Origin of the sequence: Rhodococcus sp. 05-2254-6, from assembly GCF_002258565.1 — a bacterium.
Classification (GTDB): Bacteria; Actinomycetota; Actinomycetes; order Mycobacteriales; family Mycobacteriaceae; genus Rhodococcoides.
The window spans coordinates 13,216-26,150 of sequence record NZ_NOZF01000087.1 but is presented as its reverse complement, the minus strand read 5'-3'; the positions used below and the strand labels follow the sequence as shown (position 1 = coordinate 26,150).

7 protein-coding genes are annotated in these 12,935 nt (G+C 65.6%); 4 read left to right on the top strand and 3 right to left on the bottom strand.

Annotation, left to right across the window (positions count from 1 at the left end; all coding sequences use genetic code 11):
• Window positions 1-35 precede the first annotated feature (35 nt).
• Both CH256_RS10625 and CH256_RS10620 read right to left on the bottom strand, forming a co-directional pair.
• Window positions 36-1,454, bottom strand: coding sequence for an HNH endonuclease signature motif containing protein (locus tag CH256_RS10625; protein WP_094669571.1), 1,419 nt, complete (start codon window positions 1,452-1,454; stop codon window positions 36-38).
• Between the two features lie 192 nt (window positions 1,455-1,646).
• Entirely contained in the window at window positions 1,647-3,119 is a 1,473-nt protein-coding gene (locus CH256_RS10620) for a cryptochrome/photolyase family protein (RefSeq protein WP_094669588.1), read from the bottom strand.
• 127 nt (window positions 3,120-3,246) lie between these two features.
• Between CH256_RS10620 and CH256_RS10615 the strand changes: the two genes are divergently transcribed.
• The 4 genes from CH256_RS10615 to CH256_RS10600 all read left to right on the top strand — a co-directional run bounded on the left by CH256_RS10615 (window position 3,247) and on the right by CH256_RS10600 (window position 6,952).
• Window positions 3,247-4,899, top strand: coding sequence for an alkaline phosphatase D family protein (locus tag CH256_RS10615; RefSeq protein WP_094669570.1), 1,653 nt, complete (start codon window positions 3,247-3,249; stop codon window positions 4,897-4,899).
• 18 nt (window positions 4,900-4,917) lie between these two features.
• On the top strand, window positions 4,918-5,760 hold the full coding sequence (gene trhO, locus CH256_RS10610) for an oxygen-dependent tRNA uridine(34) hydroxylase TrhO (protein WP_094669569.1): 843 nt from the start codon (window positions 4,918-4,920) through the stop codon (window positions 5,758-5,760).
• Window positions 5,761-5,764: 4 nt separating this feature from the next.
• Entirely contained in the window at window positions 5,765-6,640 is an 876-nt protein-coding gene (locus tag CH256_RS10605; RefSeq protein ID WP_094669568.1) for a pseudouridine synthase, read from the top strand.
• Window positions 6,641-6,736: 96 nt separating this feature from the next.
• Complete coding sequence (locus CH256_RS10600; RefSeq protein WP_143536553.1) at window positions 6,737-6,952, top strand: hypothetical protein; 216 nt, start codon at window positions 6,737-6,739, stop codon at window positions 6,950-6,952.
• Between the two features lie 123 nt (window positions 6,953-7,075).
• Here the strand turns inward: CH256_RS10600 and CH256_RS10595 are convergent, their stop codons facing one another.
• Window positions 7,076-12,553 (bottom strand): ATP-binding protein, encoded by a 5,478-nt coding sequence (locus CH256_RS10595; protein ID WP_094669587.1) that lies wholly within the window; start codon window positions 12,551-12,553, stop codon window positions 7,076-7,078.
• Window positions 12,554-12,935: the final 382 nt, after the last annotated feature.

Genomic DNA, 12,935 nt, shown 5'->3' with positions numbered 1-12,935 from the left:
TGTTCTCGGTGCGGGGCTGGTGTCTTTCTTGGGGCTCACGCGATGTGGGGGCCTGCGCGGGCGTGTGATGGTCTGGGTTGCCGGTAGGGGTCGACGGTTGCTGGCGGTACGAACCACGGGTGGTTGTCGGTGCCGATGAACACTTCCCAATCGGAGTGGTGCATGAGGCGGTGGTGGAACCCGCACAACAGAACCAGATTGTTCATGTCGGTGGGGCCGCCGTCGCCCCAGTGCCAGATGTGGTGTCCTTCGGTCCAGGCGGCGGGTTTTCCGCAGCCGGGGAATGCGCAGCCGTGATCGCGGGCGGTGAGGGCTTTTCGTTGTTTGGCTGTGATGGTGCGTGCGGTGCGGGCGAGGTTGAGCGGGTTGCCGTTCTCGTCCATCACGATCGCAGTGAGAACACAGTCGCAGGCGAGTTGGCGGGAGGTGTTGCGGGAGAGCGGTCCCATCCACGGCAGCCAGCCGACCGTGGTGCCGTCGCCGAACAGGTCCCGATACGCACCACGATCCGCGGCAGCTCCCGCAGCCTTGCCGGCCTCGGGTTCATCCGCCGCGTCCGGTTCTGCCGTGTCGGGGTGCATCGGTGCGCCGGTGTTGATGTCGACCGGATCGACGGGGTCCGTGTCGGTGTCGGTTTCGGTTGCTGCGCGTGAGGTTTCGTCGTCGGTGATGTCGTCTTCGCCGCCGCAGTTCTGGAGGTCGGTGAGGTCCTGTAACCGGATGTGCAGGTTCAGGTGCGGGCGCTCTCCGCCTTCGATGGGGCGATCGCTGGAGGCGAGGTATTGGTCGAGGATGTGGCCGAAGGCGTCGGCTCTGCGTTTGGCGGGGCTGCGCTGGTCTTGGGTGCCGTCGGCGGCGGGGTGGGGTTCGGTCAGCGGGGAGAGGGCAGTGAGCAGCTTTTCGCCGGTGACAGCATCGAAATCGCCTTTCAACACCAGCCGCCCGTTGAGGGTTGTGGAGGCGAACAGTTCGTTGCGGTCGGTGTTCTCGGCGGGTGGTTTCTTGTTGCCGAAGCTGTCTTCGAGTCGGGTGATCGCTGCTCGGATCTGGCCGGTGCGTGCGTCGGGTCCTGTCGCAGATTTGATCAAGGCTGCGCGGGCCATGTCGCGACCCTTTTCCGGCAGGTTCTCCGGTGGGGTTTCGGCGAAGGTGAGGATCAGCGCGGCGTGATCGACGGTCATCACGCCGGTGTTCACGGCGTCGGCGATGTCGGAAAACGCAGCCATGCCGCGGGCGAGGGCGACGATCTTGGTTGCTTTCGACGGTGAGAGCAGGGTGGTGGAGGTCAGCCAGCCGGCGGGTCCGGGGAAGCCGAGTTTCTCCCGTGAGACGCGGGTGTCGATCTCGGCGACGAGAGCGATCCGCCTGGCTTCCAACAACTGGATCTGATGGGAGACCGCGGTGGCGTCGGCGAGCAGTTCGCTCTCGCTCAGTTGCCAGATCTCCGTGGTCATGGGAGCAAGTGTATCGAACAGGTGTTCTATGCACAACCATAGTGCAATCGAAAACTATTGCCCTGCATAAGGATTCGAGAACCCGAACCTGTCGGTGTGTCATGGTAGAGGACCCGCGGTACCCGAAGATCGCACGTCTCGGCCAATTTGGTGTGACAAATGCACCCGAACGTCGGTGCGTTTCCTGATGCGTCAGTACACCTCGCGTTGACGCTCCTGTTCCAGCACTTGCTCCAAGTCGCTCAATCGGTTCATCGACGACACCTGCCGCGCGGTGCGGTGGTTCTGCGCCAACATCTCGCGATGCCGGTGCACGAATGCCCAGTAACCGGCGGTGAAGGGGCAGGCGTCGTCGCCCAGTCGCTTTTTCGGGTTGAATTCGCACGGCTTGCAGTAGTCGGTCATGCGGTTCAGGTACGCCCCGCCCGAGGCGTACGGCTTGGTGGCGATCACCCCACCGTCCGCGTGTTGGCTCATGCCGATCACGTTCACCGGCATCACCCAGGCGAACCCGTCGACGAAAGCCGTTGCGAACCAGTCGGTCAACGCTCGCGGGTCCCAGGCGTGTTGCAGCGCAAAGTTTCCCAGGATCATCAGTCGTGGGATGTGGTGCACCCACCCGCGATCACGCACACCGTCGACGGTGCTGGACAGGCATTTCGCCACCACGGCATCACCGTCCAACTCCGTCAGCCAATCCGGTAGCGGCTCATGGGCGTCGAGCTTGTTGCGCTCGAGATACTCCGGCCCCAGATGCCAGTACAGATGCCACACGTACTCGCGCCAGCCGAGGATCTGCCGCACGAACCCTTCGACGCTCGCCAAGGGGGTGCCGTCGCGATGCGCGTCCTCGGCAGCATGCGCCACGTCCAGCGGTTGCAGCAGACCCAGGTTCAGTGGCACCGACAGCAGCGAGTGCGACATCGTCCAGTCGTCGGCCATCACGGCGTCCTCGTACTTGCCGAAGTCGTCCAAGCGGTAGTTCACGAAGTGCGCCAACGCATCCGACGCCTCGGCAGCAGTCACCGCGAACACTCGTGGCCCGTCCACTCCGACGGTGTCGAGGTCCCAGTCGTCGAGGTCGGCGCGCACCTGCTCGTCGATCGCGTCCTCGGTCGGCCACCACGGTTCTTCGACTCCGAGCGTCAGGCGTCCCTTCGGCGGCGGTGACTGATTCTCGGCGTCGAGGTTCCATTTTCCGGAGACCGGTTCGGAACCGTCCATCAGTACACCGAACTTCTTGCGTTGTTCGCGGTAGAACGTCTCCATCCGAAAGGTGCCACGCTCGGCTGCCCACTCCGCGAAATCGGCCCGCGGAAGCGCGAACATCGGCGTCGGCAGAATTTCCGAAACCAGACCCTCCTCCTGCAACGTGGCGACGAACTTCTCCGCCGCGTGCGAGGTGGGCTCGAACACCACCACGGGCTTGCCGTACTCGGCCAACCCTTCGCGGTACGTCTCGGTCTGCATGTAGGTGACGCGATCACCCAACTCGTCGGCGAGGTGCCGCATCCCCGACAACACGAGATGCAGCTTCTGTCTGTGGTATCTCCGACGCCGGAACACGCGCCGGGACCCGATCATCAGCACATCCCGATCCGCGTGCTCGTCCACGGAGTGAAAGTGCGGGCCGAGCTGATCACCGAACAACCACAGAGCGTCCATTCCCGGAGTGTTCTCCCGCAGCGACGACGGCAAACCAGCGTCCGGCACATGGCCGGCCGGTGAACACTGTGGCCGACCCAGGCGCGCCTTACTTGACCACCGACCATCCATCGCATGGACTGACCCGATGCACGCTGAGTCTGCGCTTTCCAGAAGGACGTTTCTTCGCTCGTCGTCGGTGGCCGTCGCGGTGGCCGGAGTCGCCACGACACTGCCGGCGATCGCCCACGCGCAGGGCAGCGACCGCGGCTTTCTGCACGGCGTGGCGTCGGGAGATCCGTTGCCCGACGCGATCGTGCTCTGGACCCGCATCACCCCCGCGCCCGACGCCACCCCGGGCTCCGGCGTCGGCCCGCAGGTATCGGTGACGTGGCGTGTTGCCCGCAGCGCGGACATGGGTGACATCGTCGCTTCCGGAACCGTCGAAACCGGCCCCGCCACCGACCACACCGTCAAGGTCGACGTCGACGGACTCAGCGCGGACACCACGTACTTCTACGACTTCCGGACGAGCGACGCGGCATCGGCCGTCGGGACCACGCACACCGCACCGGCCAACGACGCCGATATCGATGCGATGCGTTTTGGTGTCGTCTCGTGCTCCAACTGGGAGTCCGGCTACTTCGGCGCGTATCGGCATCTGGCGGCCAGGACGGACTTGGACGCCATCGTCCACCTCGGTGACTACATCTACGAGTACGAAACCGGCGGATTCCCGGGACGCGACGGGGTGATCCGGCAGCATTCGCCCACCCACGAGATCGTCACCCTTGCCGACTACCGTCAGCGCCACGGCCAGTACAAGTCCGATCCCGATCTGCAGGCCGCGCACATCGGCGTGCCGTGGATCTGCACGTGGGACGACCACGAATCCGCCAACGATGCCTACGACACCGGCGCGCAGAACCACACCCCGGGCACCGAGGGCGACTGGTCCACCCGCAAGGCCAATTCCGAGCAGGCGTACTACGAGTGGATGCCGGTACGCGCGGCGGGCACCGCAACCAACCGTCACCTCTACCGTCGGCTGCGGTTCGGCAACCTCCTCGAATTGTCGATGCTGGACCTACGCACCTACCGCTCGCAGCAGGTGTTGCCGTTCAACGGTCCCGAGGTCGATTCGCCCAACCGGACCATCACCGGCGCGGAGCAGATGCAGTGGCTCACCGACGGCATCGTCTCGTCGCCGACGCAGTGGAAGATCGTCGGCAATCCGGTGATGATCACGCCCACTCTCATCCCGCCGCTGGACCGGGACGCGGCCAGGGCGGTCACCTCGCTTCTCGGGATCCCGGAGGGCGGTCTGCCGTACAACGCCGATCCGTGGGATGGATACACCGCCGACCGCCGCAAGCTCCTCGGTGCCATCGTGGACGCGGGCGTCGACAACACCGTCTTCATCACCGGCGACATCCACTCGGCCTGGGCCTGCGAGGTACCCCTCGACGCGGCGCAGTACGCAACCACCGAGCCTGCTGCCACGGAGCTCGTCGTCACCTCGGTCAGCTCGGCCAACATCGACGACCTGACGCGTACTCCGCCCCACACGCTGGGCCGGGTCGCCGAGGAGGCATTCAAGGCGCTCAACCAACACGTGAAGTTCGTGGACCTGGACAGTCACGGGTTCGGTGTCTTCGAGGTCACCAGGACGGCGGCGCGGATGGACCACTGGTTCCTCACCGCCAAGGAGGATCCGCAGACCGGCGTCTACTGGGGAGCGGGCTTCACCGTCGACTCCGGCACCCAGCGCGTCCGGGCGGCGGCACCACCTGCCGGGTAACGCGCCATACTTGTCGGCGTGGCTGTACCGAAAATCGTCCTGTTCTACGTGTTCACTCCGCTACCCGATCCCGAGGCGATCCGGTTGTGGCAGCAGACGCTGGCCGCGTCGAACAATCTGACCGGACGCATCCTGATCTCCGAGCACGGCATCAACGCGACGGTGGGCGGTGACGTCGACGACGTCAAACGGTACGTCCGCGGCACTCGCAGCTATCCGGCGTTCAAGGCGGCCGACGTCAAGTGGTCCGAGGGGCTCGGCAACGACTTCCCGCGCCTGAGCGTGCGGGTGCGCGACGAGATCGTCACGTTCGGTGCCCCCGGCGAGTTGAAGGTCGACGCCGACGGAGTGGTCGGCGGCGGTAAACACCTGAGTCCGCAGCAGGTGCACGAGCTCGTCGATTCCCGCGGCGACGACGTCGTTTTCTTCGACGGGCGCAACGCCTTCGAGGCGAAGATCGGCAAGTTCAAGAACGCGGTGGTGCCCGACGTCGAGACGACGAGGGACTTCGTCTCCCAGCTCGATTCCGGTGGCTACGACCATCTGAAGAAGTCCCCGGTGGTCACGTATTGCACCGGGGGAGTCCGCTGCGAGGTGCTCTCTTCACTGATGGTGGCCCGTGGTTTCGAGGAGGTGTATCAGCTCGACGGCGGAATCGTTCGGTACGCAGAAACTTTCGGCGACGACGCGCTCTGGGAGGGGTCGTTGTTCGTCTTCGACAAGCGGATGGCGCAGAACTTCTCCGACCACACCGCCGTCATCGGTCGCTGCAGTGCCTGCGGCAATCCGACGTCCCGGTACCAGGACTTCGACGGCGACGCCGGCCGTGGTCTGCGGTTGATCTGCCTCGACTGCGCCTAGAAAGATGCTGCCCTTCCGGGACGGTCTCGCTCCGCTCAGACTGCTTCTGCCGCATGGTGATTCGGTCACCACCGTCGTGGAGTATCTCGAACGTGAGCTGCCCGACGACGACTGGCGGCGGGCCATTCGCGACGCCGAAGTGGTCGACGAGAAGGGCAGGCCGATCTCCGTCGATACGCGGTATCGCGCCGGAAGTCAGGTGTACTTCTATCGCATTCCAGCGCAGGAGGTTCCGGTCCCGTTCGAGATCGGCATCCTGCACGAGGACGACGACCTGCTGGTGATCGACAAGCCGCACTTCCTCGCCACCATCCCGCGTGGTCGGCACGTCACCGAGACGGCGACCGTGCGACTGCGCAAGCACTTCGACTGCCCCGACCTGACGCCCGCGCATCGACTCGATCGCGCCACCGCAGGGGTGTTGCTCTTCACCAAGACGAAGCATGCCCGACGGCCCTATCAGGAACTCTTCTCCTCCCGAAACGTCACCAAGGAGTACGAGGCGGTTGCGGGATTCGATGCAGCACTGCTCTTTCCGCGCGTCGTGCGCAGCCGAATCCTCAAGGAGCACGGGGTGATGACGGCATACGAGGAGCCAGGGGAGGCAAACAGCGAGACTTTGATCGAAATGATCGATAAAGGCGGCACTGTCGCCCGGTATCGACTGTTCCCCAAGACGGGTAAGACCCACCAGCTGCGAATCCATCTGTCGTCGTTGGGTATTCCCATCGCGAACGATCCGTACTATCCGGTGTTCACCTCGGTTCCGGCCGATGACTTCACCCGGCCGTTGCAGCTCCTCGCCCGAGCACTGAATTTCACGGACCCCCTCACCGGTGAACCCAGGCGCTTTGTCAGTGCCCGAACCCTCGAGCTCTGACGGCCGGCATCGTTCGTTCGGACGATTGTGACAATTGGGACGCGAGGTTAGCGTGTCGAGCGAACCATGTCCGATGGAAGAGAAGAGGAGAACAGCGTGAAGCGTCGTATTGCTGTTGTGTTGGGAGCCGCAGTCATCGCCATCGCGTCGCCGGCAGTCGCGGTGGCCGATACCGGAAGCGCGAGCACCGGTAGCGCGAGCGGAGTGTTGGGTGGTTTCGACATGCTGTCGCGGCTCTGGGAGGCCTGCGCGGTGACCATCTTCACCGGTCAGTGCACCGGAGTCGTCGCCACGGACGTGACCTACTGGTAGCGAGCCCTGAGCCGAGCCCCCAACCGACAAACGCGCGCGCATTCGCCAGACGCTCGCGGAACGGTAACCATTCCGCGAGCACCCGGCAAACGCGCGCGCGTTTGTGTCGAGTGAGCCCAAGCCCTACTTGGCCAGCGACCGCGCCATTCCGCGTTCGATGGCGGCGACCAGTTGCGGGCGCAGTTCGGCGGCGGGGACGATGTGGTGCACCGATCCGACGTTCTGTGCTCGCTGGATGTTGTGGATGGCCTCGAATTCGGCTGCCACTTCACCCAGTTTGGCGTTGCGTGCGTTCGCTCGCACGGTGGCCAGTTCGACGCGCAGGGCCGAGCGGGTGGCATCGTCCGAGGCGTTGTTCAGCGCAGTCTCGAGTTCCTTGACGGTCGGATCCGCTGCGGTGCGGGCGTTGACGTCGCGGGTGAACACCACAGCTGCGGCCGGGGCACCGCCGAGCACGGAGGCGAAGGAGCCCTCCACTGCGAGGACCTCCATGTTGTCGTTGAGCGCTCCGGAGAACACCACGAAAGCGCCTCCGTGGTAGCGCGATACGACACAGAACACGACCGGTCCATCGAAGTTGACGATGGCGCGGCCGATCTCGGCACCGTATTCGAGCTGGATGTTGCGCAGCGATTCCGGTGATCCGTCGAAGCCGGAGAGGTTGGCCAGCACCACGATCGGCCGGCTTCCGCTGGCGGCGTTGATGGCACGTGCTGTCTTCTTCGACGAGTTCGGGAACAGGGTGCCCGAGGTCCACTGATCGGGGCCGTCGGACGGGAACCAGCCCTTACGGGGGATGGCTCGCGACTCGATACCGATGACGGACACCGGGATTCCGGCGAGGTGGGCGTCGAACACCACGGAGGTATCGGCGTCGGCCATGTCGGCCCAACGCTCGAGCACCGAGTGATCCTGGTCCACCACGGCGCGCATCACGGTGCGAATGTCGAACGGCTTCTTGCGGTCCGGGTTGGTGACCGAGGAGAAGATGTCGCCGACGGTGGTGAAGTCGCTCGACGGGTGCACGTGCGGGTAGGTACGCACGTCGCGTTCGGTCGGGTCTGCGGTGGCTGCTCGACGCGGGAAGCGTTCTCCCGGTGCGGCATACGCGTGGTCGTAGTGCGCGAACAGGATGTCGCACGCGGCCCGCAGGTTCGGTGCCCAGTACTGCGCCTGGCCGTTGGGGCCCATGACGCGGTCGTAGCCGCCGATGCCGAAGTTGTCCTCGGCCGAGACGCCGCCGGAGTAGTCCAGGGACTGCTTTCCGGTGAGCACCATGGCACTGTCGGGGGTCATCACCAGGATGCCCTTGGTGTGGGTGAGCATCGTGGCTTCGGCGTTCCAGTACGGCTGCGCGCCGACGTTGATGCCTGCGACGACGATGTTGATCTCACCGCCGGCCTGAGTGAAGGTGATGATGCGACGCAGGCCGCGTGAGACCCAGTCCATGTTCTCGGTGCCCGATTCCATGGAAATCGTTGCACCGGAGGACAATGCGAACCACTCGACGGGTGCGCCCAGCTGCTCGGCGAGGTCGATGGCAGCGACGATCCGCGAGCACTCGGCCTCGGCGACGGTGCCCAGTGCCTTGGTCGGGTCGCCGAACAGTGCCACGCGGGTGATGCCCTCGGGGTACTTGGCGGTCGGTGTGGTGGCCACACCGACGATGACGCCTGCGGCGTTGCGGCCGTAGGGACGATCGACCGGGGCGAGCACGCCGTCGGCGTCGAAGTCGTACTCGGTGAACGTGCCACCGTTGCTGCTCAGCAACGGGATCAGCTCGTACGGGTACACGGTGCCGCGGGCCTGCGAGCGTTGCACCTTCTGGGTGTACTCGTCGAGTGGACGCATCGGCTCGGTCGGCGGCGGGGTCACCTTGGCCACGATGCCTGCACCGGAACGGTACGACAGGCGCAACGCGACCTCGCGCGGTGTCGCGCCCGGAGTCTCGGCCAGACGCGCGATGAGGGTGATCTCCTCGAGGCCCGCGCCGATCGTCAGCGGCGCGATGTGCCGCGCGATGGTGGCGATGCGGTCGGCGGGCACGTTCAAGACGGGCCAGACATAGAGCACGACGCGGTTGGCGTCGAGGCGCTTCTTGCCGCGGCCGGCCTGAGCGCGGCGGATGCCGTCGAGGCAGGCGGCAACGGTGCGTTCGATTTCCGGTACCGCGACGATGTTTCCGGCGTCGTCCAACTGTGTTGTGACGCCGCGGATCTCGGCGAGTGCGACGAGGCGCTCGTCGGAGGGGTTGGCCTTCGACGTCAGGTGAAACAGGTACGTTCCGGCGCTGGCGGGCAACCGGACACCGTCGAAGTTCTTCAGTCGCCACAGGTCGAGTCGCTGACCGGTCAGCGGGTGCATGTCTCGAATGATCGTGTCCTCGGCGAGAGGCTCGGATCCTTCGGCCGTGGTGCGACGGTAGGTCATCTTGCGGGTGTCGGAACCGAAAGCGGTCACCGTCACGCGGCGCCAGTGGCCCGTGCCCGAGTGGGCAGCCAGCACGGCTTGGAGCTGGGCCGAGAGTTCGTCGCCGTCGGTCGGAGCGTCTGGCCAGGACAGGTAGAGATCGACCGCCAGGTTCTCCGGTGCCGGTCCGGCGATGTCGTCGACCGAATCCAGAGTTGCTGCGAGCGAGTCGAAATCGGTTGCGGTCGATACCAGGTGCAGCCGTTCGCCCGAGAGCTCGAAGTTGCCGGTGACGAAGTGCTTGCCGTCGCGGTCGAAGGCCTTGACGTCTTCGAGGGTGCGGATCTCGTAGTACTGACGGGTGATCACTTCGAGCAGGGCACCGGGATCGGTGATCCGTTGTGCCAGTAGCTCGATCAACGGTTCCGGGGTGGAGACCAGAGCTGCGATGCGGGCCGAGTAGTCGGCGGCGTCGGGGTTCTCGGCGAGGTACTGCAGGCTGCCACGGACGCCGTCGTAGATCTTCTCGCGTGCACTGCGGATCTGCGGCTCGTCGAACAGCCGGAAGCGCAGGTTGCGAGCCACATCGCCGATGACGGGGTAGCGTGCCTGGGTGGCACCGATGAGGCGCTCGAGTACCTCGGCCATGGCCGGGGTGGCTTCGGGCTGCGCGGAGCAGTCGCTGAGCCAGTGGCCGAGCAGCGCCGCGATGACCGGAACCTGGTTCTCCATACGCTGCAGAGCGAGGAAGACGCGGTAGACGGCCTCTTCGAGTTCGGGGGTACGACCCTCGTCGATGGCGGCATCGTAATGCGCGAGTGCGCGAGTGAGCTTGGCGCGGAACGAATCCGGGAGACCCTGAACGTCTGCGTCGAGGGAGTGCAGGAACGAGTGGAAGTGCTCACGAGGGGAGTGGACGCGCTCGTCGTTGCTTTCCTCGTCCATCGTCGGCCTGTTGCGAGAGAGCTCGCAGATGTCGGCGAACGTGTTGAGCAGATCCAGCTCGGCCGAGACCAGACCCGAATCGTTGCGCGGCACGTCGGCACGCAGAGTCTCATAGGTGGACAACAGGTTTCGCGCTCGGGCTCCGCTGACGTCGAAACCGGTGATGAGTGCGGCGAGTTCGTCGAGTCGGTCCAGTGCCCGACGCTGCGGCGAACGCTGTGCGGCATCGTCGATACCGCGGAACTGCACGCGCGGTGCCTGCTCGGAGACCTTCTGCTCACCGGCCTGATCGACGCGCAGCAGTGCCGCTCCGGCGTCGACCTGGCCGTTGACCGAGGCCAGTACCTCACGCACGGTGCCTGCGTAGGGGGACCGGACGGCGGTTTCCATCTTCATCGATTCGAGGACGACGAGAGTCTGACCCGCTTCGACCTCGTCGCCGACGGCGACCGGGACGGCGACGACGACGGCGGGTGCCGGTGCGCGGACCAACCCGGTCTCGTCCTGCGAGATCTGGTGGCTGATGCCGTCGACCTCGACGAGGAAGTGCGCGGCTCCGGCGACGGTGACCACCTGGTAGCGACGGTCGCCGATGACGAGGCGGCTCTCGTAGGTGCCAAGGCGTTCGACGTCGACCTGCAGATCGCCGATGCCGTCACCGTCGATGCTGTAGCGGTGCGTGCCGGTCTGGCCGACCTCGAGCTTGTAGGCCTGACCCTGGTAGTTCAGCTCGACCGTGCGGCCGATGGCATGGGTGGCGCGCGGCCGGCCGCCGCGTGCGGAGCTGAGGAACGCGGTGCGCTCGCGGCCTTCCTCGGCGTCGTAGGCGTCGATGGCCGCGGCGATGATGGCGATGTCGGCGACGGCGGTCGGGCCCACCTGAGAGCCGGCCTCGGTGCGGTCGAGCCAGCCGGTGTCGGCGGAGGCGGAGATGACCTCCTCGCGGTCGAGCAGGCTCAGCAGAAACGATTTGGTGGTGGTGCCGCCGTCGATGACGACGGTGGTCTCACGCAGCGCGTTGCGCAACCGCGCCAGCGCTTCGCTGCGGTCGCGGCCCCAGGCGATGACCTTGGCGACCATCGAGTCGTAGTCGGGCGGGATGACGTCGCCCTGCGCGATACCGGTGTCGACGCGGATGCCGGTGCCGAGCGGGAACTTGAGCAGCTCGACGGTGCCGGGAGCCGGAGCGAAGCCGTTGTCGGCGTCCTCGGCGTTGAGGCGAGCCTCGACGGCGTGGCCGAACTCGGTGGGGCATTCACCGGGCAGTGCCTGGCCGTCGGCGACGAGGATCTGCAGCTTCACCAGGTCGATGCCGGTGGTGTATTCGGTGATGGGGTGCTCGACCTGGAGGCGGGTGTTGACCTCGAGGAACGTGAAGATCTTCTGCTCGGGCTGGTACAAGTACTCGACGGTGCCTGCGCCCTGGTAGCCGGCGGCCTTGACGAGCTCGGCCGAGGCGGTGCGCAGTTCGTCGGCCTGCTCCTTGGTGAGCAGTGGGGAGCTGGACTCCTCGATGACCTTCTGGTTGCGGCGCTGGATGGAGCAGTCGCGCACGCCCGGGGCCCAGACGTTGCCGTGGCTGTCGGCGATGACCTGGACCTCGACGTGGCGAGCATCGGTGACGAGCCGTTCGAGGAAGACGACGGGGTCGCCGAACGAGCGCTCGGCCTCACCCTGGGTACGTTCGAGGGACAGTTCGAGTTCGTCCTCGTGGAAGACCTTGCGGATACCGCGGCCGCCGCCGCCGGAGCGGGCCTTGATGATCAGCGGGTAGCCGATCGCCGCTGCGTGACGCCTGGCGTCGGCGCGGGTTTCGACGGGTCCGCCGGACCACGGTGCGACGGGAACGCCGACCTTCTCGGCGAGGATCTTGGCCTCGACCTTGTCGCCGAGCAGGCGCATCGCGTCGGCCGACGGGCCGATGAAGGTGATGTTCAGGCGCGCGACGAGGTCGGCGAACGTCGGGTCCTCGGCGACGAAGCCCCAGCCGACCCACACCGCGTCGGCACCGGACTCGACCAGCGCCGCCTCGAGGACGCCGTAGTCGAGGTAGGCCGAGCCGCTCGCAGGCTTGCGCAGCGTGACCGCTTCGTCGGCCTGGCGGACGAACATGGCCCGCTTCTCCGCCTCGGTGTGCAGCGCTACGGTGCGGATGCCGTAATCGTGTTCGGCGTTGAGCTCTCGGACGGCTCGGATCAGGCGTACTGCTGCCTCGCCTCGGTTGACTACTGCAATCCGCTTGAACAACGTATCTCTCTTCGCTCGGTGTGGGCGCACCGCGTCGGTGCACTCGATGGAACGTGGATTGGTGCCGGGCATGTCGATTTCTCGTCCATCGTGCGGCACTCCGATCGGCTCATTCTAACGGTAACGAGGCCCTGTGCATCGCCAACGGCGTTCGGCGTGAGTGTGATTGATCACCAACAAGTGAATCATATTCTGTGGCAAGCAATTTCGCTCCGAAGTTGCTGTCGGGTTCTATTCACCTCGCTAACGTACTCGCGAGTAGCGTTGGCGCGTGGCGTAATTCGACATTCGACGACTTTCGTTGCTACCGGCGAGTACATTACTGACGGGTACAACTCGAGCCGATCGGCTCGAGTTGGTTCGCTCGTCACCGAGTGCGGTC